This is a genomic window from Sinorhizobium sojae CCBAU 05684, from assembly GCF_002288525.1.
Classification (GTDB): Bacteria; Pseudomonadota; Alphaproteobacteria; order Rhizobiales; family Rhizobiaceae; genus Sinorhizobium; species Sinorhizobium sojae.
The window spans coordinates 3,094,462-3,115,539 of sequence record NZ_CP023067.1 but is presented as its reverse complement, the minus strand read 5'-3'; the positions used below and the strand labels follow the sequence as shown (position 1 = coordinate 3,115,539).

Sequence of the window (21,078 nt, the reverse complement as noted above, 5' to 3'; positions counted from 1 at the left end):
AGGCCGCCTTCGGGCGGCCTTTTTCACGACTTGCCGAAAGGCGCCAGACCTGTTTAAAACGCTCCCGCGCTGCCGGACGCATCTCCCTCGCCGGCGACATCTCCAAAGGAACGAGGAATGGCCCTTTCCATCGCCACGTGGAACATCAACTCCGTTCGGCTGCGAATGCCGCTCGTGGCCCGTTTCCTGGAGCAGTGGCAGCCGGACATCCTCTGTCTGCAGGAAACCAAGTGCCCGAACGAGCAATTTCCTTCGGCCCCGCTCAGGAGACTCGGCTACAACTATATCGAGATACATGGGCAGAAGGGCTATCACGGCGTCGCCACCATTTCCCGCTTGCCGCTGCATGAGCTGACCGACCGCCGCGACTATTGCGGCGTCGGCGACGCGCGTCATCTCTCTGTCCTCTTCGAGGCTGGCGGCAAGAAGATCCGACTGCACAACTTCTATGTGCCGGCAGGCGGCGACGAACCGGACCGGGCAATCAATCCCAAGTTCGGCCATAAACTGGATTTCGTCGACGAAATGAAGCTTCTGCATGCGGAGGCCGAAGAGGGCATTTCGTCGGTCCTCGTCGGCGATCTCAATATTGCGCCACTCGAGCACGACGTCTGGTCGCACAAGCAGCTCCTGAAGATCGTCAGCCACACTCCGATCGAGACCGACGGCCTGGCCGCGGTGATGGCGGGCGGCGCCTGGGTCGACCTGATGCGACAGCACACGCCGCCGCCGGAGAGGCTTTACACCTGGTGGAGCTATCGGGCGAAGGACTGGGCCGCGGCCGACCGCGGGCGAAGGCTCGATCACATCTGGTCGTCCGCCGACCTGGCGCGCCAGCTCGCCCGCGTAGACATCCTGCGGGAAGCCCGCGGCTGGGACCGTCCGTCCGACCACGTCCCGGTGATCGCACATTTCGATTTTTGAGGGGCTTGCCGCCCGCGCCCAACTCCAGACGCGCAGCGGGATGAGCGGGGCCGGGTCACCTTCGCCCGCTTGCCGACGAGGTTCCCGTCAGGCAAATCGTCCGGCGAGCGCTTCGACTCGGCGGATCATCGCCTGGATATTCTCGCGGATGCGGGCCTCGACCATGGCGGTGACTTCCGGATATTCCTCCAGCATACGGCGGAAGAGCGGCCGATTGATGCGGATCACTTCGCTGTCCTCATCGGCGGTCGCCGTGAATTTGCGTTCGACCATGGATATCAGCGCCAGCTCCGAGAGCAGCGTACCGCGAGCCGCGGTGCCGATGGGCTGCGGCTTGCCTTCGGGACCGGCCTTCGTAAGGGAAAAGCGTCCAGACGCTACCGCATAGGCGCAGTCGGCCGGCGCCCCTTCCCGGAAAAGCTCATGCCCCTTGGCGACGCGGCGGCGCTCGGCGCCGAAGGCGATCAGCCGCAGCTTGTCTTCGCCAATATCCGCAAAGAGCGAGACGTTGGACAGAAGCGCGATATCGTCATTGAGCCCCAAGCGGCGATACTCCTGGATCGGTGGATGAGCGGTTCACGACCCGCCGTGGTCCGGTTTACGGAACGATCTTGTAACCGCCGTTCTCTGTCACCAAAATTTCCGCGTTGGAAGGGTCGCGCTCGATTTTCTGGCGAAGGCGGTAGACATGCGTTTCCAGCGTATGCGTCGTCACGCCGGAATTGTAGCCCCAGACCTCCTCGAGCAGCACGTCGCGGGTCACCACCTTCTGGTCGGCGCGGTAGAGATAGCGAATGATCGCCGCCTCCTTCTCCGTCAGGCGGATCTTTTGGCCATTTTCCATGGTCAAGAGCTTCTGGCTCGGCTTGAAGGTGTAGGGGCCGACGCTGAAGGTGGCGTCTTCGCTCTGCTCGTGCTGGCGAAGCTGGGCGCGGATGCGGGCCAAGAGCACCGCAAAACGGAAGGGCTTGCTGACATAATCGTTGGCACCGGCCTCGAGCCCGAGAATCGTGTCCGAATCGGTGTCGTGGCCGGTGAGCATGATGATAGGCGCCTTGAACCCGCCCTTGCGCAGCAGCTTCACGGCCTCGCGCCCGTCCATGTCCGGCAACCCGACATCCATGATGAGGAGATCGACCTGGCGGGAGCGTGCCGTCTGTATGCCCTTGCCGGCGGTGGCCTCCTGCAGAAGGTCGAATTCCTCATAGAGCGAGAGCTGCTCTATCAACGTCTCACGCAGGTCATTGTCATCGTCGACAAGGAGAATGGTACGGGTCGCCATGGGGACAATTCCTGTTTGCTTCCTGATTCAAAACTAGCTCAAATACCGCTCTTGGCAAAGCGCGGCGGCCGCTTGCAGCCTTTATATGTGCAATCATGCCTATGGTCGCGACGGGATCACGGCAAGGCAAAAAACTGTGAGAATGATGCGTAGGAAAAAGCCGGGGGCGAGCTCGGCAACATTTTCGATGATCCTCGTGAGAGCCGCACCGCGCGACCGCAGGCGGGCGCTCGTCCAATTCGGCGGCGGCACCGTCGAGGCGGCGATCGGACGAGGCGGCGTAACCGCCCTGAAGCGCGAAGGCGATGGCGCGACGCCGCGCGGGTCGATGAGGCTGATCGGCGGTTATGTGCGGCGGGATCGTGTTCGCCTGCCGCCGACGCGCCTGCCGGTAATGGCAACGCGACGCGAGATGCTTTGGTGCGACGCCCCAAACCATGCCTGCTACAACCGTCCGGTCAGGGCCCCGTTTTCCTGGAGCCATGAGGCGCTGATGCGGGACGACGGGCTCTATGATGTCTGCCTGGTGATGGACTGGAACATCTCGTCCCGGCGCCGCCATGTGGGTTCCGCCATCTTCTTCCACCTCATACGCCCCGGCTATGAACCGACGCAAGGTTGCGTTGCCGTCAGCCTGCCTGCGATGAAACGCCTGATCCGGCACATGCGCGCGGGCATGGTGGTGAAGGTCCTCTGAGTTGATCCCTGGGCGAGCTCAAATACGCACGGCGCTGCAGTCATTTGGCCTCCAGTAGGCGCGGTGTGACGAAGCGGACGAGGCGGCCCTTTCCGGGTGCGACATCCGTCCACTTCTCGGCCTCGAAATCGATCACGGCCAGCCCGGCCGTCGGAAATTTCTCCCTGAGGCGCGGCAAATCTTCGCCGCCGCCGGCGAGCAGTAGCGCCAGTTCCGCCATTCCCGGATTGTGACCCACGAGCAGAAGGCAGCTGACCCAGGGCTCCACGTCACGCACGACCTTGAGTATGGCCGGTGCCGCCACCTCGTAGATGCCGACGGCATCGCGAGCCGTGACGCTTGCCGGCAGTGCGTCGGAGACGATCTCCCAAGTCTCCTCCGCGCGCCGAGCGGTCGAGACGATCGCGAGGTCCGGGACGAGCCCGTGCTCGGCCATATAGGCGCCGATGACCCGTGCGGCCTTTCGCCCGCGCTCCGCCAGCGGTCGGCGATGATCGGCAACCCCCTCCGGCCAACCGGACTTGGCGTGGCGGAGCAGCATGAGGCGGAGCTTTTGCGGCAAAGGGCGATTGGACATGGCTGTTCTTCGTCTATGACCAGGGCACTCGACCATTGTCGCACCGCCGGTGCCGCTTGTCTCCCGGAGAAGCGGGAAGAAACTCGACTACCCCAATCCCTCACTACAAGGGGAGGGGCCCGGCATCCGCGCGCGGCCTTCCTTTAAGTCTCCGGTTCGGTGAGGCCTCGGCAACGATGAAGAATGGACGGAGCGGCGCAGCACAGAAAACCCCTCCCCCTTTTGGGGAGGGGTGAAAATGAAGGGCTTGAGAGGGGTAACCCCGAAGCCACAAAGCTAGAACAGGCCTATTTCCACTCGCGAATGTCGACGAAATGGCCTGCTACCGCGGCGGCGGCGGCCATTGCAGGGGAGACCAGATGGGTGCGCCCCTTGAAGCCCTGCCGGCCTTCGAAATTGCGGTTCGAAGTCGAGGCGCAGCGCTCGCCCGGCTTCAGCCGGTCGTCGTTCATCGCCAGGCACATGGAGCAGCCCGGCTCGCGCCAGTCGAAACCCGCTTCCTTGAAGATCTTGTCGAGGCCTTCCGCTTCGGCCTGCTCCTTTACGAGGCCGGAGCCAGGCACGATCATTGCCGAGACGGTCGAGGCGACCTTACGGCCCTCGACAACCTTGGCGACGGCGCGCAGGTCCTCGATGCGGCCATTGGTGCACGAGCCGATGAAAACGCGATCAATGCCGATATCGGTGATCTTGGTACCCGGCTTCAGGCCCATATAATCAAGGGCTCGCCATTTCGAAGCGCGCTTCGTCTCGTCCTGAATGTCGTCCGGGTTCGGCACGACGCCCTCTACGGAGACGACGTCTTCCGGCGAGGAGCCCCAGGAGACGATCGGCGGCAGGTTGGCGGCGTCGAGCACGACGACCCGGTCATAATGGGCGCCTTCGTCCGTATGCAGCGTCTTCCAGTATTCGAGCGCCATGTCCCAGGCCTTGCCTTTCGGCGCGCGGGGCCGGTCCTTGATATAGGCGAAGGTTGTTTCGTCCGGTGCGATCAGGCCGGCGCGGGCGCCACCTTCGATCGTCATATTGCAGACGGTCATGCGGCCTTCCATCGAGAGCGAACGGATCGCTTCGCCGGCGAACTCGATGACGTGGCCGGTGCCGCCGGCCGTGCCGATCTCGCCGATGATGGCGAGAATGATGTCCTTGGCGGTGACGCCGGCCGGCAATTGGCCGTCGACGCGCACCAGCATGTTCTTCGCCTTCTTCTGGATCAGTGTCTGCGTCGCCAGCACGTGCTCCACTTCCGAGGTGCCGATGCCGTGCGCAAGCGCGCCGAAGGCGCCATGGGTCGAGGTGTGGCTATCGCCGCAAACGATCGTCATGCCCGGTAGCGTGAAGCCCTGCTCGGGGCCGACAATGTGCACGATGCCTTGGCGCCTGTCGTTCTCGGAATAATATTCGACGCCGAAATCGGCAGCATTCCTGGCAAGCGCTTCGACCTGGATGCGGCTTTCCTCGTTCTTGATGCCGAGGTGGCGATCCGGCGAGGTCGGCACGTTATGGTCGACGACGGCGAGCGTCTTTTCCGGCGCACGGACCTTTCGGCCGGCCATGCGCAGGCCTTCGAAGGCTTGCGGACTCGTCACCTCATGCACGAGATGACGGTCGATGTAGAGAAGACAGGTGCCGTCGTCCTGCTGGTTTACCAGGTGATCGTCCCAGATCTTGTCATAGAGGGTACGCGGTGCGCTCATGGCGATATGTCCATCGAATTGTCAGAATACGGGAAAGCCGGCGGCAGGCCGGAAACAACACTGATCGAGCGATCAGGATAGGCGGCTCGTAAGCGCGCCGCAAACACGCGCGAAAAAGCGTGCCGGCAGACGCTTGTGATCCTGCAGCACGACAATTTGCTGTTCGCGACATCCGAATTTGGATTCCATGGCCGGTGCTCATACCAATTTTCCGATGGTTTCGCAATCAGCGAGATCGGGCCAGGACGCATCTCTTCCTCGGTCCGGGCGTGCGGATATTTGCTGTGTGTGTCTTTCGCGGCCGGCTTGCGGATAAAGTTAAAAAGGCGTTAACCTTCGATTGGGCGCCGTTAAAGTTGCCTGTGGGTTAACGCCGCTGAGCAGCCGCGGCGGGATTCCGGTTCGCCGCACCGTCTGTTTAGAGTCGAGTCATGAAGACTGTTTCGATCGAGGTCAGGCCCGGGGAGCCACGCGAGGCGGCGGCGATCGCCGACGTTCATCGCGTTTCCTGGCTGCAGGCCTATGGTGGCCTTATCCCCCACCGCCCGCTGATCCGGATGGTCGATCGCCGCGACGAAACGTGGTGGCGAAAGGCTACGCGCGGCCCGGCGACGCTGCTCGTCATCGATGTCGCGGGCGCGATAGCCGGCTATGCTACGCTCGGCCTGAGCCGCGCGCGGGCGCTGCCGCAAGAAGGCGAAATCTACGAGATCTACCTTCGCCCCGAATATCAGGGCATGGGCCTCGGGCGGGTCCTGTTCGGTGAGGCCAGGAGCCTGTTGAAGTCGCTCGGCTGCGACGGCCTCGTGGTCTGGTGTCTGGAAGACAGCGACCAGGCCTATCATTTCTTCCAGTCGGCCGGCGGCCGCGATATTGCCGAGGGGATGGAGGATTTTGGCGAAAAGCATCTGAAAAAGGTCGGCTTCGTCTGGAAGTGAGCGCGCCCGGCGCCTCGCCCTCTCGGCGTGATCGGGAAATTCCGACATGCCTCCATTTGGCCGCGGGGCCTGCCTACTGCAGGTCTCCTTAAATCGACCCCGATTTAAGGACAAAGGCACATAGAAATCGAAGGTGCTACAGCGGTGCGCGTCCGACAAGACGCGCACCGCTGTAGGTCAATTCCACCCCCCGGACGAAAGGCATGTTGCAATGCGGCATGTTTCCCTTTATCCGAGGGCGATTTCTCAATTACCCTGGAGGTGCTCATGCGGATCGACGCGATTTCCATCGGAAAGAATCCACCGGAAGATGTCAATGTGATCGTGGAAGTCCCGGTCGGCGGGCATCCGATCAAGTATGAAATGGACAAGGAAGCCGGTACGCTGGTCGTCGACCGATTCCTCTACACGCCGATGACCTATCCGGGCAATTACGGCTTCGTGCCGCACACGCTTTCCGATGATGGCGATCCGATCGACGTGCTCATCTGCAACACGCGGCCGCTGGTGCCGGGCTGCGTCATCAATGTCCGTCCGATCGGCGTGATGATGATGGAAGACAATTCCGGCAAGGACGAGAAGATCATCGCCGTGCCGTCGGGGCATCTGACCAAGCGCTACGACAAGGTGAATGACTACACCGACCTGCCGGAAATCACGCTCAAGCAGATCGAGCACTTCTTCGAGCACTACAAGGACCTCGAGCCCGGCAAGTGGGTGAAGATCTTTGGCTGGAAGGATGCGAGCGTCGCCCGCCAGCTGATCGTCGAGGCGATCGAACGCGCCAAGGCGCAGAAGTAGCGCAGCCTAATGACGCCGGTGATCTCGGCGAGACGTTTCCTTATCTCCTCCGGGTCGGCGTCGATCCGGAGGATTTTTTTGCGCTGGGTGTCGCTGGAAAGAAGCGAAATCCTGTTGTTCGACGCGCCGAGCGCCTACAGCGCCACGCGTCTTCTGAGACCAGGAATTGCTGCATGTCTTTGTCCTCGATTTACGGAGACATGCAGTAGTCGATGAGCGCGATCAGCGCGTGGTCCGCCTAGCCCTTTTCCGGTACGGCGCGCACTCGCACTTTCAGGTTCTCCTCACCGTCGGACGCCGTCCGGCGATCGCGACGCGCCCGCCATTCGCAGTCAGCCAAACGGTGACGCGCGCATGTCGCCGAATGCGGTGAGGGCGCAGCAACCCATCTTCCAGCATAGCACTTCCCTAAAATCGGGTCCGATCTTCGGGCCGATGCGCTAGCCGAGCAGCGCGGAAGCGACGGTCGTGTTCAGGAAATACCAGATGAAATAGAGGATCACCAGAACGATCAGCGGCGACAGATCGATGCCGCCCATGTCCGGCAGGAACCGACGGATCGGCCGGTAAAGAGGCTCCGTCAGCTGATAGAGCGAACGGCCGATCATGTTGATCGCCTGATTGTTCACATTGATCACGTTGAATGCGTAGAGCCAGGAGAAGATGGCCGATGCGATGATCAGGAACCAGGCGATATTGATGATGAGGTTCAAGGTTGCGATGACTGCGAGCATGCCGGTCTCCAATTCGTCGTTGACAGACATGTAGACATTGGGAACTAAACGGGCAAGTACGTCGCTTCGCCCTGCTCCATCATGTTTAACGGCGCGGGCCGCCAGCTTTTCCTCCGAGGAGTGCTTCCACCATGTCGGCCGATCACGCTGCGCAACGCTTCGCCGCCTTCCGACATGTCGGCTACCGGCGCTATTTCTTCTCCCGCTTCCTCGCCTATTTCGCGGTCCAGATCATGTCCGTTGCGGTTGGCTGGCAAATCTACGACCTGACCCGCGACCCCTTCGCGCTCGGGCTCATCGGTCTCTTCCAATTCCTGCCATCGCTCGTGCTCATCCTCGTCACCGGCAGCGTCGCGGACCGCTACAACCGCCGCCTCATCATGGGGCTCTGCATGCTGGTCGGCACGCTCTGTGCCGCGGCGCTCTTGGCACTGACGCTGACGGGGTTGTTTTCGCCCTGGCCGGTCTATGCGATCCTGATCGTCTTCGGCATCGAGCGGGCGTTTCTTGCGCCGGCCTCGCAATCGCTGGCGCCCAATCTCGTGCCGGCCGAAGACCTGGCGAATGCGATTGCCTGGAATTCCTCGTCCTGGCAGACGGCGACGATCGTCGGGCCGGTGGTGGGCGGGTTGATCTACGGCCTTGATCCGACGGTGCCTTATGCGGTCAGTCTCTGCTTCTTCGCCGCGGCTGCGCTCATGGTGCTGGCGGTGCCAAAACCCGCCCAGCGCTCTGCGCAAGCGGGACAGAGCTGGCAGACGATCACCGCCGGCTTCCGCTATATCAGAGCCGAGAAAGTGGTGCTTGGAGCAATCTCGCTCGACCTCTTCGCCGTCTTGCTCGGCGGCGCGGTGGCGCTGATGCCGGTCTTCGCGCGCGACATTCTGGTGCTTGGGCCGTGGGGCCTGGGACTTTTGCGCGCCGCGCCGGGCATTGGTGCGGTCGGCATGGCCATCTGGCTCGCCGCCCACCCCATTCGAAACCGCGCCGGCTTCTATATGTTCACCGGCGTCGCGCTTTTCGGCCTTGCGACCATCGTCTTCGGACTCTCCACGACCGCCTGGATCTCGATCGTCGCGCTCATCGTCATGGGGGCCGCGGATATGATTTCGGTCTATGTGCGCGAGATCCTGATCGCGCTCTGGACGCCGGACGAACTGCGCGGCCGCGTGAATGCGGTCAACATGGTTTTCGTCGGCGCCTCCAATGAGCTTGGCGAATTCCGTGCCGGTATCATGGCTTCAGGCTTCGGCTCCGTCTTCGCTGTCGTCTTCGGCGGCCTGGGCACCTTGCTGGTATCGCTCCTCTGGGCGATCGGCTTTCCGCAATTGCGCAAGATCGATACGCTCGACGTACCCGCAGAGAAGCGCGGCGTCTGAGTTTACGGGCCGCGGTCGGAAGGGCCCCTCATCCCGCTGCCGCGACCTTCTCCCCGCAGGCGGGGAGAAGGGGACGCGTGGTACCCTTTCATTCCATTTTCTGCGCGGACGGAGGGGCGAGCTGCGAATTCCTCCCCCTCGCCCCGCTTGCGGGGAGAGGGCCGGGGTAAGGGGCGTTCATGCATTTTTGACAGTCTTCGGAGCCTCTTCCCTACGCAGGAAGATGAGCTCCAGGAAGTTCTCCATCCAGGTCCGCAACGGGCGGTCGTGCAGCATGTGGCCATCGAGATGGGCCTTGCCCATCTGGGCGCCGGGCAGCACGAAGCGGTGGGCGCCGTGAACGACCCAGCGATGCATCATCGCCCGTGTCAGCTCTCCGTGAAACTGGATGCCCCAGGCATTGTTGCCATAGCGGAAGGCCTGGTTGGGATAGGTGTCGCCGGTCGCCAGCAGCTCCGCGTCCCTCGGCAGTTCGAAGCCTTCGCGATGAAAATGGTAGACCATCGCCGGCCAATCGATCAGCGCCCTGCCGGCCTCCGTGGCCTTGAGCGGGTACCAGCCGATCTCGGTCATGCCCTCTTGATGGGGTGCAACCTTGCCGCCGAGATTGCGGGCGAGCATCTGTGCGCCGAGGCAGATCCCGAGATAGGGCTTGTTCTCCTTCAACGGCACCGACAGCCAGTCGATCTCGCGACGAACGAACTCCTCCTCGTCATTCGCGCTCATGGGTCCGCCGAAGACGACCGTGCCCGAATGGTGGCTCAATGACGGCGGCAGGTCGTCGCCGAGCGCCGGACGGCGGATATCCAGTCGAAAACCTTTCTGCTCGAGGATATGGCCGACACGACCGGCGCTCGAGCGCTCCTGATGGAGTATGATGAGGATGGGTTTCTTGGTGTCGCAGCCCTCTTGCGGCATCGTCAGCTTTCCTGTTGCCCGCCTGTGTCCTCCTCCCCGTCGATCTTGGCGACCACTTCCTGACGTTTCAAGACCCGGTCGCGCCCCGAAACGCCGAGAAGATCGGCGATCCGCCAGATCACGTGGTCCTCCATCTCACTGCGCTCGCCATCGGCATAGACGATTTCCCAGAGCATACCGACGAGCTCGATGCATTGTTCCTCCGCAAAGTGACGCTTGATCTCCGCCGTGAATTGATAGAAGTCGATGGCCTCGCTTTCGGCTGTCTCGCCGGCTGCAACCAGCGCATTGAGTGCGCTGTCGTCGAGTTGATAGTACTCCTTGATGATCGCCCGCATCTTGCGGCGCTCGGAAGAGCGGATCTTCCCGTCCGCTTCCATCACCTGGAAACAAAGCCCGATGACGGCAACGCGGGGATCACCCCTTTCGATCTGCGCAGCCGAACCCGTCAGCCCTTCGAGGAAGGCTCGAAACCGTTCAAACATCTCTTATGCCCACAGCCCGTCGAAACATGGGATCCAATAGGGAGAAAACTCCGAACTATCTTCAGAAAAGCCGGAAATTGGTCTTGTCCCCGTCCCCCGCCGCGGAGGCGCGAACGCCCGGATCGTCCGGACGGCGACCGAAGAAGGGGCTCGGTTCCTCGTCGCCGACCGGCTCCTTGCTCTCAGGTCGTGCGGTTTCTTCCTTGCGTTCCGGCAATTCGATCGGCGTCTCGGCTTCGGCAGGAGCAGCGGGCGCTTCCGCTTCAGCGGGCTCCGGCGGTTCGGCTGCGGCCGCAGGTATCGCGGTCGCCACCGGCGGCAGGCTGCGGATTGCCGCGTCGGCGTCCGGCCGGTCCTCTTCCGTCGTTGCCGAAAGCTGCGTTGGCGGCGCCTTCCATTCGAAGGCATCGAGCCGGCCGCTGACCGGCGAGACCGGCAGCCAGGAGGGTGAAATCACCCCATCGGCGGTCCAGGCCGGATCGCGCGGGCTGCGCAGCGCCTGCGCCATCCAGTGGCGGATACGGCCCTCGTCGCCGGTATCCGCCTCCTCGATATCCGCAAGCAGCATGAAAATGCTCTCGGTCGGCGCGAGCCGGGCGGCGGCCTCGGCCTTTTGCCGGGCAAGGTCGAGTTCGCGTGCGTCGAGGGCTGCCTCGGCAACGGTCGCCAAGGAAACGGCGTTGTTGCCGCGCAACGTTTCGAGCCTTTTCGCGCGCTTCAGCCGGTCAAGTGCAGAGTCGCCGCCGCGTGCGCGCACATAAAGACCGGCGATCTCCGGATGCGGCTCAAGCTTCCAGACCTTTTCAAGCGTCGAGGCGCCCTTGCGCAGATTGTCTTCGCGAAACAGCGCCTTGGCTGCGATCAGCGCTGCCGGTACCAGCCGCTCTTCGAGCTTCAGCGCCGCCAGCGCGTCGTCGCGCGCCGACTTCGGGTCGGCTTCGAGATTGCTCATGGCGCGTGCCGTCAGCAACACGGCCTTCTTCCGGTTCGCGTCCTTCTTGTCGAGGACATTGGCGGAGCGGCTCTGGTCGAGGAGGCGAAGCGCCTCGTCCCACCGGCCGGCCTGGCTGCGATCGTCGAGGGTCGCGAGCGTCGCCCAGGCCAGGTGCGGCGCCTTTTCGGCGGCGCGCTCTGCAAATTGGCGGGCAGCTTCATGGGCACCGAGGCGCTTGGCCTCGAGATAGAGCCCGCGCAGGCCGAGTTCGCGCGTCTCCGGGTCGTCCGCCATCTGTTCGAATTTCCGGCGCGCGTCGTCATGCCGACCCTCGATCAGTGCCGTCTGCGCCTCGAGCAGGTGGATCAGCGGCTCCTGGTCCACCCGAATCAGGCTCCGCGTGCGGCTTACCATCTTTCGGGCGAGGGCGGCATCGCCGGCTCCGGCGGCGATCAGCCCGGTCGATAGCGCCTGATAACCGCGGTCGCGCTTACGGGCGCGGAAATAGCGGGTGACGGTTTGCGGCGATAGCCATATCGCCCGGACCAGCCAAATCGTGATGAGGACAAGCGCAATGAGCGAGATCAGGATGGAGGCCGCGCGCATCAGGCTCATTTCGATGAGCTGTCCCTGCCATGTCAGCGAAAGCTCGCCTGGCCGGTCTGCAAGCCAGGCAAACCCGAGGGCGAGAGCGAGGACGAGCAGGATGAAGAACAGTATCCGGATCATGTAGACTTCTTTCTTCCCCGTTAGTGCGAGATGCGCTCACATGCGTTCGCGCCGCCGCTCCAACTGTTTGGTTGCCGCAAATTGCGCGGCATCAGCTGATTCCACCTGACTGCAAAATTCCGTAAGGCACGCCGCTATCAACGTACTCATGCGACGCGCCTAGGCTCGATATGCATTAGCCTTGCGTGCCGCTGCGCGCCATGGCTTCAGCCATGGCGGCATCGATTATCGTTTCGACATGCAGCCGCCGGTCGAGCTTCTCCTTGAACTCCTGCCCGGCGGACTTCGCGGGTTCGGGAAGGTTGGCCCATTCGAGCGACGCGCCCTTGAGGTCGCCATTGTCGAGCTTGTCTTCGATCCGGGCGATCACCGCCTCCGGCGAGTCGCCTTCGATGCTGCCCACCGGACGCACGCGGATGCCGGACATTGCGCTCGAAACCAGGCGGTCGAAAATACCCTCGTCCGGATCGGGCTGGATGAGCGCGTCCAGCATCGCCGAGGCTGCGGCCGGGAATTCCGTCCGCAATTGCACGCGCGTGGCGACACCCGTTGGGGCGTGGTCGGCCAGTTCCTTCACCGTCTCATCCTCCGGCGCGACGCTGCGCAACTGGTCGAGTTCGGCGAGGAAAGGTCCACCGCGATCGATCGCCGTCTTCAGGGCGGTCACGGCAACGGCCTTTGCCATCCGGATATCGTTGGCCGGCGCATTCAGCTTTTGCTCCGCCTCATCAATGCGGGCCGCAAGTTCGGATCTCTCGGCATTCGTGGTCTGCCTGACATCGGCTAGTCCGGCCTTCAAGGCGGCGATTTCTTCGGTCAGATTGCCGATCTCGGCTTGAAGCGCCGTCACGTCCGGCGCGCCAGCCGGCGCCCCGGTCGTCTGTTCCAGCGCAGCGACACGGCTTTCCAGGGGAGCGATGTCGACCGACGCCGGCCGTGGCCGCGCTTGAAGCTCGGCCTTCACGGCCTCGATTTCGCTTCTGAGTTCCTGCTCCGCCGCGCCGTTGCCGCGTTCCGGTCCGAGGGTGGGGAGGTAGCCGGCATATTGCAGCACCCCGGCCCCGGCAAGCGCCACCAGTCCGCCGAGGATGCCGGCGGCGAGCGCGCCGGAAGCGGAGGGCCGCCTGGCCTTGGTCTCCGGTGCCGCGGCATTGTTCAAGTGCGGGGGCTCCTCGTCGAAGGCGGCCGCGGCCGAGTCGACCCGCTCCGCCTCCGCTTCCTCCTGGCGTTCGGCTTCCTGGCTCTCGGTCTCCTGGTTCTCGGTTTCCTGGTTCTGGGCTTCCCGGTACTCCGTCTCCGGGTGCTCCGCCTCACCAGGCCCGGGCGTCTGGCTTGCAGCCATGTCCGCCGGCTTGTCGGTGACAGGGTCCCGATCGGCGACGGCTTCCGCTTCGGTCTCCGTCCGTTCCGCTTCGAGATCGATCGTCAACGGTTCCTTTTCCGGTTTCGAACGGCGCGGCGGCTTTTCCGATACCATGGTGATCCCTTCGCGTTTTCTCGCCTTTTGGCAAATTCTTCGTCGGAGCGGCGGCCAGTCTCGTTTTCCTTGTCCCGCTCCACAGCCAAACCTAATCAGGGAAGCGCAGCAGGGAAAGCCCCGAGTTCCGTTTTCGCTTCTAACCGGACATTCGTGGAGACTTCCGTGAATGTCTGCTGAGTTTCCCGTGTTTTGCCAGGTTCCGATTGCAAAACTCCAGAACCGCTTTTGCGGAACCTGCCTAGATGACCTTACCCGGGTCTTGAAAGTCCGCCGGAAAATCGGCGTCGGCTTTGCTGATCCCGTCTTAGGCGGGAGGCAGATTTTTCCCCATTTCGGTTCCAAGGAGCTCCAACAGGTTCTCCTCGTCGGGCGCCGCGGCGACATCGGCAATGGCGCCGTCCGGCAGCGCGTCCCTGACCGCCGCGCTAAGGCAGAGATAGCGCGCGGAGAAAGCCGCCCCCTTGAGGCCGGCTTCCGCAAGAAGCGTGGCGAAGCGCAGCGCCGTCCGGCGCGAATAGAGAAGCACCGCGTCGAAGGGGCCGTCCCGCAGGAGATCGGGCAGGATTTGCGGCCCGTAGGAAATGGGTTGCATCCCGTAGGTTTCGACGGTTACGTGCCTGACTTTCCGCTCGGACAGCATGCGCTCGAAATCGCTGGCGCGTGGGGCGCCGGCGAGATAGACGAGCGTTCCGGTTTCGGGCGGGATCTGGACGGCGAGCGCCTCGCCGGTTCCCGGCCCGATGCGGATATCGGTGAAGCCGAGCGATGCGGCGGCGCGCGCGGTCGCTTCGCCAACCGCGAAGAGCGGTGTTGCACGATGGGGTTCAAGCGCCGGGCCAAGCGCGGCGAGCGCGCGGATCGCTTCCGCGCTGGTGACGGCAAGGGCGTTGTGCTGTTGGTCCAGTGCGGCCCGGACGGCGGCGACGGAATGCTGTGCCTTGAACAGCGGCAGGACGACAGCCTCGTGCCCCAGCGCCTCCAGCTTCTGCGCCGTCCTTCCGGCGGCGGGCTGCGGGCGGGTCACGAGCAGGCGCATGGGTCAGATCCAGCTTTCGAAAAAGCCAGGCCCCGCCTTGGCGCGGATGTCTTCGCCGGCCCGGCGCCCGAGTTCCGTGGCGTCGGCCGCCTTGCCCTCGATTTCAACGCGGTGACAGGTGGCGCCGTCAGGCGTCAGGATCATGCCGGAAAAGCGGAGATGGGTGCCGTCGGAAGTGGCATAGCCGGCAATCGGCGTGCGGCAGGAGCCGTCGAGCGTCGCCAGGAAACCGCGTTCGCAGGAAACCGCCTCATGGGTGCGTGCGTCGTCGATCGCCGCCAGCAGCATATCGACGCGGTCGTCGCCGATGCGGCTCTCGATGCAGATCGCGCCCTGGGCCGGTGCCGGTGGAAACTCTTTGGGATCGAGCAGTTCGGTCGGCACGTCCGTCATGCCAAGCCGTCTCAGGCCGGCATAGGCGAGCAGGGTGCCCTCGACCTGGCCCTCGGCAAGCTTGCGCAGCCGCGTTTCGACCTGGCCTCTATAGGTGATGACGTTGATATCGGGTCTCAGCCGGCGGATCAGCGCCTGGCGGCGCAAGGACGAGGAGCCGACGGTCGCGCCCTGCGGCAGGTCGACGAGCTTCGCCGCCGTGCGGCCGATAAAGGCGTCGCGAATGTCCTCGCGCGGCAGAAAAGCAGTGAGGGTGAGCCCATCGGGAAGTTTCGTCGGCATGTCCTTCGAGGAATGCACGGCGAAGTCGAGTTCGCCGGACAGGAGCTGCTGCTCGAGTTCCTCGGTAAACAGTCCCTTGCCGCCGATTTCCGCCAACGAGCGGTCGGTGATCCGATCGCCTTTCGTCGAGAGGACGACGATCTCGAACATTTCCGGCGGCAGGCCATGGGCGGCGGCCAGCCGGTCGCGCGTTTCACGGGTCTGGGCCAGCGCCAGCGGGCTGCCGCGCGTGCCGATGCGGAAAGGTTTTGTTTGCATCCTCGGTCATCCATTGTTACTGCATGGAGCCTTAAATCGGAGACCGATTTAAGGATCAAACCATGCAGCACTTCAACGCGTTACAGCGTCATTTATGCGTCTGAAAGACGCGAGGGCGCTGTCGAGTTCGGTGTACCCACCTTTCGGCGCGACCGCAATCACTGAGTAGTCTACTGATGTCCACGCCCCTGCGCATTCTCGGCATAGAGACAAGCTGCGACGAGACCGCGGCTTCGGTCGTTCTGCGCGACGAAAAGGGCAGCGGCCGGATTCTCGGCGACGTGGTGCTCAGCCAACTGGAAGAGCACAGCGCCTATGGCGGCGTCGTGCCGGAGATCGCGGCCCGCGCCCATGTCGAGGCGCTGGACGCGCTGATCGAGGAAGCGCTCTTGCGCGCCGGGGTGACGCTGAAGGACATCGATGCGATCGCTGCGACGAGCGGTCCCGGTCTTATCGGCGGGCTGATCGTCGGCCTGATGACCGGCAAGGCGATCGCCCGGGCAATAGGCAAGCCGCTCTACGCCGTCAATCATCTTGAAGGCCATGCGCTGACAGCGCGGCTGACGGACGGGCTTTCCTTTCCTTATCTCATGCTGCTCGTCTCCGGCGGCCACACGCAATTGATCCTGGTGAAGGGCGTCGGCGACTACGAGCGCTGGGGCACGACGATCGACGACGCGCTCGGCGAAGCCTTCGACAAGACGGCGAAATTGCTCGGCCTTCCCTATCCCGGCGGGCCGGCGGTCGAACGGGCGGCAAAGACCGGCGATCCGGAGCGCTTCGATTTTCCGCGGCCGCTCGTCGGCGACGCCCGGCTTGACTTCTCCTTCTCGGGCCTCAAGACAGCCGTCCGCCAGGCGGCGCAATCGCTGGAGCCGGTGACGGATGAGGATATCGCCGATATCTGCGCTTCGTTCCAGCGGGCGATCTCGCGCACGCTCAAGGACCGCGTCGGCCGCGGGCTCAAGCGCTTCAAGGAAGACTATGCATCGGTCGCTGCACCGGCACTGGTCGTCGCCGGCGGCGTGGCCGCCAACCAGACACTGAGGGCGACGCTCCAGGCGCTTTGCGACGAGCACGATTTTCGCTTCGTTGCGCCACCGCTCCAGCTTTGCACGGACAATGCGGCAATGATCGCCTGGGCGGGGGCCGAAAGGCTGGCGGCAGGGCTGCCGGCGGACGGTCTCGAGGTTGCGCCGCGCTCACGCTGGCCCCTCGACGGCGAGGCTCAGGCACTGATCGGCTCCGGCAAGCGCGGTGCCAAGGCATGATGGACGGAAAATGAGCGGCAATTCCAAGATCGTGGTCATCGGCGCGGGCGCCTTCGGAACGGCGCTCGCCGCCGTCGCGGCGGCAAGGACGAACGCCAACGTCATCTTGCTCGCACGCCGCGAGGAAACGGCCGCGGAATGCCGCCGGACCGGGCGCAACGAGCCGGCATTGCCCGGCATTTCGCTGCCCGCGGGGCTTCAGTTTTCCGCCAATAAGACAGTGCTTATCGACGCCGACATCGTGCTTTTCGCGATGCCGTCGCAGGAGCACAGGGCAGCCGCCCGCAGCTACGGTGCGGTGATCGGCGCCGGCGCAACGATCGTCACCTGCGCCAAGGGCATGGAGCAGTCGACGGGTCGGCTTCTCACGGATGTTCTCGACGAGGAACTGCCGGGCCACAGGATCGCCGTCCTGTCCGGCCCGGGCTTTGCTGCCGACATCGCCAAGGGCCTGCCGACGGCGATGGTGATCGCAGCATCCGACATGACGCTGGCGAAGGACCTCGCCGCAGCCCTTTCCGGCCCGACCTTCCGGCTCTATCCGTCGACGGATCGTATCGGCGTTCAGCTTGGCGGAGCGCTGAAAAACGTGCTGGCGATCGCCTGCGGCATCGTCGAGGGGGCAGGGCTAGGCGATTCGGCCCGCGCGGCGCTGATTTCGCGCGGCCTTGCGGAAATGTCGCGCTTCGTGACGGCAAGAGGCGGCGAAGCGGATACGGTGCGCGGGCTGTCGGGCCTCGGCGACCTGGTGCTGACGGCGACGAGCCATCAGTCTCGCAACCTGCGCTTCGGCATCGCGCTTGGTCGGAACGGCCGTGCGAACGGCAGCGGCGAACTCGTCGAAGGCGCCTTTGCGGCCTCCGTTGCGGCACGCGTGGCCGGCGAGCTTGGCGTGGAAATGCCGATCACACAGGCGGTCGCCGCCATCATCGACGGCAGGCTCGATGTGCGCACCGCGCTCGAACAGTTGATGTCGCGCCCGATCACGCAGGAATGATTCCGCGAGCGAAACGAGAACGGAGCGGGCGGTTCCCGCCTCCAACACTTCGATCGATAATGTCAGGAGGAATGATGCTTTTCGCACTTCTATGCACGGACAAGCCTGGGGCGCTCCAACTGCGGCTCGACACCCGCCCCGACCATATTGCCTATCTCAACGATCTCAACGCCAAAGGCATCCTCAAGATCGCCGGGCCCTTTCTCGGCGAGGACGGCAAGCCGACCGGCAGTCTCGTGATCGTCAAGGCTGAGACGATCGAAGAGGCGGGAGCGATTGCCGAAGCAGACCCTTACGCCAAGGCGGGGCTTTTCGCGAATGTCGAGATCAAGGCCTACAACTGGGTCTTCAACAATCCGGAGGCTTGAGGCGGGATGGCTCACTGGCTCTACAAATCCGAACCGATCAAGTGGTCCTGGCAGATGCAGAAGGATGCGGGCGAGGCGGGCACCGAATGGACCGGCGTTCGCAACTATCTGGCCCGCAACAACATGCGGGCGATGCAGCTCGGCGACAAGGGTTTCTTCTACCATTCGAACGAAGGGCTCGAGATCGTCGGCATCACCGAGGTCTGCGCCCTTTCGCATCCGGATTCGACGGCGGAAGGCGATCCGCGCTGGGACTGCGTCGACATCCGCGCCGTCATGGACATGCCGCGCCCGGTATCGCTCAAGGAGATCAAGGCCAATCCGAAGCTCGCGAACATGTCGCTCGTCACCTCCATGCGGCTCTCGGTGCAGCCGGTGACCGAGGAGGAATGGTTCGAGGTCTGCCGCATGGGCGGACTCGACAATCCGCCAAAGTAGTTTGTCTTTGCCGCGTGATTTATCCGAAAACCGGTACCCACTTTCGGATCACGCTCTGAGTGTCTCTACCTTGAAAACCGATCCCGAAAGCTTCATCCGCACCAACACGGGCATTCTCTCGCCGCCGCATGTACCGGAAATACGGCTGCATCTGGCGAGCGAAGCGCATGATCTGTGGCTGAAGACGGAGGAGGAACTGGAGGAGATCGGGCTGCCACCGCCCTTCTGGGCCTTCGCCTGGGCGGGAGGGCAGGGGCTGGCACGATATGTCCTCGATCATCCGGAATGCGTGCGAGGACGCCGCGTCGTCGATTTCGCCTCCGGCTCCGGCCTTGTGGCGATCGCCGCCAAGATGGCCGGCGCGCAGGACGTCGTCGTCGTCGACATCGACCCCTGGGCAGAAACGGCGGTGCGGCTCAATGCGCAGCTGAACGGCGTCGCGATCGACTTCCTCGGCGAGGACGTCATCGGCCGGGGCCGAGAAGCGGATGTCTATCTCGCCGGCGACGTTTTCTACGACAGGGGGTTTGCCGACCTCCTTCGCCCGTGGTTCAGCACACTTGCGCGAGCCGGTGCCGCCGTCCTCGTCGGCGATCCGGGCCGAAGCTATTGTCCGCGCGAGATGATGACGGCGCTTGCGACCTATGAGGTGCCGGTGACCCGGGCGCTCGAGGATAGCGAGGTCAAACGGACAACGGTCTGGCGGTTCGCCGACGCCGGCTGACGGCACTCACGGCCTCACGACGCACACGCCCGCTTCGAAAGAGCAGGCGCTGGCATTCACTCCAGGCGTGACGACGATGATTTTCGCGCGCTTGCCCGGCGCCCGCGCATAGACGCCGTTCTCGGCGATATAGCCATAGCTGTCGGCGCGGCGGAAATAAATGCCGTTGCCCTCATCGCGATAGGCGGAGATGTTGCCTGCATAGGTCCCGATGCCCGGGATCACCGAGGGCACGTCATAGCTGCCATAGGGGATTTGGCCGCCATAGGAGAGGGGAGCATGGCCGCCGATGACGATGACGCGGGGAAAAGCCTTCCGGTCGCGGCGTGAGAAATGATGCCGGCGGTCTTTCAGCCGGACGTGCCGGGTCTTGGTGCGGACGCCGAACAAGTCCCGCGAGCCGATCGACGAAAAGCCGATGCTGGTCGTGACCGAGCGATGGCGTCGCTTACCGGCAAAGAAGCGATGATGACCGTGCTTCTTGCGAAAAGCGTGGTGCGGCGGGCGGTGCTTGAAATGGTTATGGCGTACCCGCGTCTGGACTTCGGGAGAGCCGTCCCCCGCCGTCGCCGGCAGGCCGACCGGCATGGCAAGGCTCAAGGACAGCACTAGGACTTTGGTCGCATGGACCGCCCGCAACAGAAACATCGTGCCTTTGCCTCCCGACCCGGTTAACGAAGCGTTAACCAGCATCCTGCGGCAATCGCGGGCAAATGTCACGGAAATGATTGGCTTTTCCGCGGGATCGTTCACGACGACGATGTCTCGCCCGGACGCAAAAATGCCGCTTTTCGTCTAATCGATTTTATTTATTTCGCACTGCAAACATACTTGTCGTTAAGCAATATGGTGATTAAAGGTCCGGAGGACTGAATTGCGCACAATCGGGTGCGATACCGGATAAGCATGGATTTCGGGGGTTTATCCGGCCATTTCGTGAGGTTCCGATGACGGATGTCACAAGAAGCCGGCCGCTTTCGCCGCATCTTCAAATCTACAAGCCGATTCCCACGATGGTCATGTCGATCATGCACCGCATCACGGGCGGTGCACTCTATTTCGGCACGATTCTGGTCGCCTGGTGGCTGATCGCCGCTGCTTCGGGTGCGGCCTATTACGATTGGGTCAACTGGCTGTTCGGGACGCTGATCGGCAAGGTCGTGCTCTTCGGCTATACCTGGGTGCTGATGCATCACATGCTGGGCGGCATGCGCCACTTCGTCTGGGACCTCGGCTACGGTTACGAGAAGCACTTCGCGACGAAGATGGCCAAGGCGACGCTCGCCGGTTCGGTGACACTGACGCTTCTCATCTGGATCATCGGTTTTCTGGCGCGCTGAAAGGGGATTCACCATGGATATGCGCACGCCTCTCGGCAAGGTCCGCGGGCTCGGGTCGGCCAAGGAGGGCACGGATCACTTCTGGCGCCAGCGCCTGACCGCCGTCGCCAATGTTCCGCTGCTGATCTTCTTCGTGTTCTTCGTCGCGCGTTATGCCGGCGCTTCGCATGCGGAAATCGTCGCGGGGCTTTCGAACCCGTTCGTCGCCGTGACCATGGCTCTGGTGGTGACCTCCGCGCTCACCCACATGCGCATCGGCATGCAGGTCATCATCGAGGACTATGTCCATGCTGAGGGCGCCAAGATCGCGCTCCTCATGCTTAACACGTTTTTTGCGATCGCGATCGGCGGCCTCTGTCTTTTCGCCATTCTGAAGATCGCTTTTGCAGGGTAATT

24 protein-coding genes are annotated in these 21,078 nt (G+C 63.4%); 12 read left to right on the top strand and 12 right to left on the bottom strand.

Features of this window, described 5'->3' with window-relative positions; all coding sequences use genetic code 11:
• Positions 1-117 precede the first annotated feature (117 nt).
• Complete coding sequence (locus SJ05684_RS15180; RefSeq protein WP_034852970.1) at positions 118-924, top strand: exodeoxyribonuclease III; 807 nt, start codon at positions 118-120, stop codon at positions 922-924.
• 87 nt (positions 925-1,011) lie between these two features.
• Here SJ05684_RS15180 and SJ05684_RS15175 read toward each other — a convergent pair whose 3' ends face one another.
• Both SJ05684_RS15175 and SJ05684_RS15170 read right to left on the bottom strand, forming a co-directional pair.
• On the bottom strand, positions 1,012-1,467 hold the full coding sequence (locus tag SJ05684_RS15175; RefSeq protein ID WP_034852972.1) for a cyclic nucleotide-binding domain-containing protein: 456 nt from the start codon (positions 1,465-1,467) through the stop codon (positions 1,012-1,014).
• Between the two features lie 55 nt (positions 1,468-1,522).
• Complete coding sequence (locus SJ05684_RS15170) at positions 1,523-2,206, bottom strand: response regulator transcription factor (protein ID WP_034852974.1); 684 nt, start codon at positions 2,204-2,206, stop codon at positions 1,523-1,525.
• A gap of 145 nt (positions 2,207-2,351) precedes the next feature.
• Between SJ05684_RS15170 and SJ05684_RS15165 the strand changes: the two genes are divergently transcribed.
• Complete coding sequence (locus SJ05684_RS15165) at positions 2,352-2,903, top strand: L,D-transpeptidase family protein (protein WP_050979942.1); 552 nt, start codon at positions 2,352-2,354, stop codon at positions 2,901-2,903.
• Between the two features lie 40 nt (positions 2,904-2,943).
• On the opposite strand, the gene SJ05684_RS15160 is transcribed toward SJ05684_RS15165, so the two are convergent.
• Positions 2,944-3,480 (bottom strand): SixA phosphatase family protein, encoded by a 537-nt coding sequence (locus tag SJ05684_RS15160; RefSeq protein WP_034852977.1) that lies wholly within the window; start codon positions 3,478-3,480, stop codon positions 2,944-2,946.
• Between the two features lie 287 nt (positions 3,481-3,767).
• Positions 3,768-5,177 (bottom strand): 3-isopropylmalate dehydratase large subunit, encoded by a 1,410-nt coding sequence (gene leuC, locus SJ05684_RS15155; protein WP_034852978.1) that lies wholly within the window; start codon positions 5,175-5,177, stop codon positions 3,768-3,770.
• A gap of 431 nt (positions 5,178-5,608) precedes the next feature.
• On the opposite strand from leuC, the gene SJ05684_RS15145 reads away from it, so the two are divergent.
• Positions 5,609-6,115 carry a GNAT family N-acetyltransferase gene (locus SJ05684_RS15145; RefSeq protein ID WP_034852979.1) on the top strand — a complete coding sequence of 169 codons (507 nt, stop codon included), beginning with the start codon at positions 5,609-5,611 and terminating at the stop codon, positions 6,113-6,115.
• A 267-nt stretch (positions 6,116-6,382) separates the two neighbouring features.
• Entirely contained in the window at positions 6,383-6,916 is a 534-nt protein-coding gene (gene ppa / locus SJ05684_RS15140; protein WP_034852980.1) for an inorganic diphosphatase, read from the top strand.
• Between the two features lie 440 nt (positions 6,917-7,356).
• On the opposite strand, the gene SJ05684_RS15130 is transcribed toward ppa, so the two are convergent.
• Positions 7,357-7,650, bottom strand: a complete 294-nt coding sequence (locus SJ05684_RS15130; protein WP_085939016.1) for a YggT family protein — start codon at positions 7,648-7,650, stop codon at positions 7,357-7,359.
• A 131-nt stretch (positions 7,651-7,781) separates the two neighbouring features.
• Here SJ05684_RS15130 and SJ05684_RS15125 point away from each other — a divergent pair, with 131 nt between their 5' ends.
• Positions 7,782-9,029, top strand: coding sequence for an MFS transporter (locus tag SJ05684_RS15125; protein WP_034852982.1), 1,248 nt, complete (start codon positions 7,782-7,784; stop codon positions 9,027-9,029).
• 177 nt (positions 9,030-9,206) lie between these two features.
• Here the strand turns inward: SJ05684_RS15125 and SJ05684_RS15120 are convergent, their stop codons facing one another.
• The 6 genes from SJ05684_RS15120 to hemC form a co-directional block, all read right to left on the bottom strand.
• Positions 9,207-9,947 carry a glutamine amidotransferase gene (locus SJ05684_RS15120; protein WP_034852984.1) on the bottom strand — a complete coding sequence of 247 codons (741 nt, stop codon included), beginning with the start codon at positions 9,945-9,947 and terminating at the stop codon, positions 9,207-9,209.
• Between the two features lie 2 nt (positions 9,948-9,949).
• A complete protein-coding gene (locus tag SJ05684_RS15115) occupies positions 9,950-10,432 on the bottom strand; it encodes a tellurite resistance TerB family protein (protein ID WP_034852985.1) in 483 nt (160 codons plus the stop codon).
• A gap of 61 nt (positions 10,433-10,493) precedes the next feature.
• The gene (locus tag SJ05684_RS15110) at positions 10,494-12,095 is read right to left on the bottom strand and encodes a heme biosynthesis protein HemY (RefSeq protein ID WP_034852987.1); all 1,602 of its coding nucleotides are present in this window, start codon (positions 12,093-12,095) and stop codon (positions 10,494-10,496) included.
• A 175-nt stretch (positions 12,096-12,270) separates the two neighbouring features.
• Positions 12,271-13,572 (bottom strand): COG4223 family protein, encoded by a 1,302-nt coding sequence (locus SJ05684_RS15105; RefSeq protein WP_034852989.1) that lies wholly within the window; start codon positions 13,570-13,572, stop codon positions 12,271-12,273.
• Positions 13,573-13,879: 307 nt separating this feature from the next.
• On the bottom strand, positions 13,880-14,611 hold the full coding sequence (locus tag SJ05684_RS15100; RefSeq protein ID WP_034852990.1) for a uroporphyrinogen-III synthase: 732 nt from the start codon (positions 14,609-14,611) through the stop codon (positions 13,880-13,882).
• Positions 14,612-14,614: 3 nt separating this feature from the next.
• Positions 14,615-15,544, bottom strand: coding sequence for a hydroxymethylbilane synthase (gene hemC, locus SJ05684_RS15095; protein WP_034852992.1), 930 nt, complete (start codon positions 15,542-15,544; stop codon positions 14,615-14,617).
• 176 nt (positions 15,545-15,720) lie between these two features.
• On the opposite strand from hemC, the gene tsaD reads away from it, so the two are divergent.
• The 5 genes from tsaD to SJ05684_RS15070 all read left to right on the top strand — a co-directional run bounded on the left by tsaD (position 15,721) and on the right by SJ05684_RS15070 (position 19,342).
• Positions 15,721-16,815, top strand: a complete 1,095-nt coding sequence (tsaD, locus tag SJ05684_RS15090) for a tRNA (adenosine(37)-N6)-threonylcarbamoyltransferase complex transferase subunit TsaD (RefSeq protein WP_034852994.1) — start codon at positions 15,721-15,723, stop codon at positions 16,813-16,815.
• Between the two features lie 10 nt (positions 16,816-16,825).
• Complete coding sequence (locus tag SJ05684_RS15085) at positions 16,826-17,812, top strand: NAD(P)H-dependent glycerol-3-phosphate dehydrogenase (RefSeq protein ID WP_034852996.1); 987 nt, start codon at positions 16,826-16,828, stop codon at positions 17,810-17,812.
• A 74-nt stretch (positions 17,813-17,886) separates the two neighbouring features.
• On the top strand, positions 17,887-18,180 hold the full coding sequence (locus tag SJ05684_RS15080; RefSeq protein WP_034853108.1) for a YciI-like protein: 294 nt from the start codon (positions 17,887-17,889) through the stop codon (positions 18,178-18,180).
• A gap of 6 nt (positions 18,181-18,186) precedes the next feature.
• Positions 18,187-18,618 carry an EVE domain-containing protein gene (locus SJ05684_RS15075; RefSeq protein WP_034852998.1) on the top strand — a complete coding sequence of 144 codons (432 nt, stop codon included), beginning with the start codon at positions 18,187-18,189 and terminating at the stop codon, positions 18,616-18,618.
• Positions 18,619-18,688: 70 nt separating this feature from the next.
• A complete protein-coding gene (locus SJ05684_RS15070) occupies positions 18,689-19,342 on the top strand; it encodes a class I SAM-dependent methyltransferase (protein ID WP_034853000.1) in 654 nt (217 codons plus the stop codon).
• Positions 19,343-19,348: 6 nt separating this feature from the next.
• Here the strand turns inward: SJ05684_RS15070 and SJ05684_RS15065 are convergent, their stop codons facing one another.
• On the bottom strand, positions 19,349-19,990 hold the full coding sequence (locus SJ05684_RS15065; RefSeq protein ID WP_034853002.1) for a hypothetical protein: 642 nt from the start codon (positions 19,988-19,990) through the stop codon (positions 19,349-19,351).
• Positions 19,991-20,289: 299 nt separating this feature from the next.
• On the opposite strand from SJ05684_RS15065, the gene sdhC reads away from it, so the two are divergent.
• A complete protein-coding gene (gene sdhC / locus SJ05684_RS15060) occupies positions 20,290-20,682 on the top strand; it encodes a succinate dehydrogenase, cytochrome b556 subunit (protein WP_034853004.1) in 393 nt (130 codons plus the stop codon).
• Positions 20,683-20,695: 13 nt separating this feature from the next.
• On the top strand, positions 20,696-21,076 hold the full coding sequence (gene sdhD / locus SJ05684_RS15055) for a succinate dehydrogenase, hydrophobic membrane anchor protein (RefSeq protein WP_034853007.1): 381 nt from the start codon (positions 20,696-20,698) through the stop codon (positions 21,074-21,076).
• Positions 21,077-21,078 lie beyond the last annotated feature (2 nt).

What these genes read in the sequence shown, in the direction of transcription:
- SJ05684_RS15165 (WP_050979942.1), top strand. Translation starts at nt 2,352, where the DNA reads ATGCGTAGGAAAAAGCCGGGGGCGAGCTCGGCAACATTTTCGATGATC.
- ppa (WP_034852980.1), top strand. Translation starts at nt 6,383, where the DNA reads ATGCGGATCGACGCGATTTCCATCGGAAAGAATCCACCGGAAGATGTC.
- SJ05684_RS15105 (WP_034852989.1), bottom strand. Translation starts at nt 13,572, where the DNA reads ATGGTATCGGAAAAGCCGCCGCGCCGTTCGAAACCGGAAAAGGAACCG.
- SJ05684_RS15130 (WP_085939016.1), bottom strand. Translation starts at nt 7,650, where the DNA reads ATGCTCGCAGTCATCGCAACCTTGAACCTCATCATCAATATCGCCTGG.
- SJ05684_RS15110 (WP_034852987.1), bottom strand. Translation starts at nt 12,095, where the DNA reads ATGATCCGGATACTGTTCTTCATCCTGCTCGTCCTCGCTCTCGCCCTC.
- SJ05684_RS15125 (WP_034852982.1), top strand. Translation starts at nt 7,782, where the DNA reads ATGTCGGCCGATCACGCTGCGCAACGCTTCGCCGCCTTCCGACATGTC.
- sdhC (WP_034853004.1), top strand. Translation starts at nt 20,290, where the DNA reads ATGACGGATGTCACAAGAAGCCGGCCGCTTTCGCCGCATCTTCAAATC.
- sdhD (WP_034853007.1), top strand. Translation starts at nt 20,696, where the DNA reads ATGGATATGCGCACGCCTCTCGGCAAGGTCCGCGGGCTCGGGTCGGCC.
- SJ05684_RS15100 (WP_034852990.1), bottom strand. Translation starts at nt 14,611, where the DNA reads ATGCGCCTGCTCGTGACCCGCCCGCAGCCCGCCGCCGGAAGGACGGCG.
- SJ05684_RS15080 (WP_034853108.1), top strand. Translation starts at nt 17,887, where the DNA reads ATGCTTTTCGCACTTCTATGCACGGACAAGCCTGGGGCGCTCCAACTG.
- leuC (WP_034852978.1), bottom strand. Translation starts at nt 5,177, where the DNA reads ATGAGCGCACCGCGTACCCTCTATGACAAGATCTGGGACGATCACCTG.
- SJ05684_RS15115 (WP_034852985.1), bottom strand. Translation starts at nt 10,432, where the DNA reads ATGTTTGAACGGTTTCGAGCCTTCCTCGAAGGGCTGACGGGTTCGGCT.
- SJ05684_RS15145 (WP_034852979.1), top strand. Translation starts at nt 5,609, where the DNA reads ATGAAGACTGTTTCGATCGAGGTCAGGCCCGGGGAGCCACGCGAGGCG.
- SJ05684_RS15075 (WP_034852998.1), top strand. Translation starts at nt 18,187, where the DNA reads ATGGCTCACTGGCTCTACAAATCCGAACCGATCAAGTGGTCCTGGCAG.
- SJ05684_RS15170 (WP_034852974.1), bottom strand. Translation starts at nt 2,206, where the DNA reads ATGGCGACCCGTACCATTCTCCTTGTCGACGATGACAATGACCTGCGT.
- SJ05684_RS15180 (WP_034852970.1), top strand. Translation starts at nt 118, where the DNA reads ATGGCCCTTTCCATCGCCACGTGGAACATCAACTCCGTTCGGCTGCGA.
- tsaD (WP_034852994.1), top strand. Translation starts at nt 15,721, where the DNA reads ATGTCCACGCCCCTGCGCATTCTCGGCATAGAGACAAGCTGCGACGAG.
- SJ05684_RS15085 (WP_034852996.1), top strand. Translation starts at nt 16,826, where the DNA reads ATGAGCGGCAATTCCAAGATCGTGGTCATCGGCGCGGGCGCCTTCGGA.
- hemC (WP_034852992.1), bottom strand. Translation starts at nt 15,544, where the DNA reads ATGCAAACAAAACCTTTCCGCATCGGCACGCGCGGCAGCCCGCTGGCG.
- SJ05684_RS15065 (WP_034853002.1), bottom strand. Translation starts at nt 19,990, where the DNA reads ATGTTTCTGTTGCGGGCGGTCCATGCGACCAAAGTCCTAGTGCTGTCC.
- SJ05684_RS15160 (WP_034852977.1), bottom strand. Translation starts at nt 3,480, where the DNA reads ATGTCCAATCGCCCTTTGCCGCAAAAGCTCCGCCTCATGCTGCTCCGC.
- SJ05684_RS15120 (WP_034852984.1), bottom strand. Translation starts at nt 9,947, where the DNA reads ATGCCGCAAGAGGGCTGCGACACCAAGAAACCCATCCTCATCATACTC.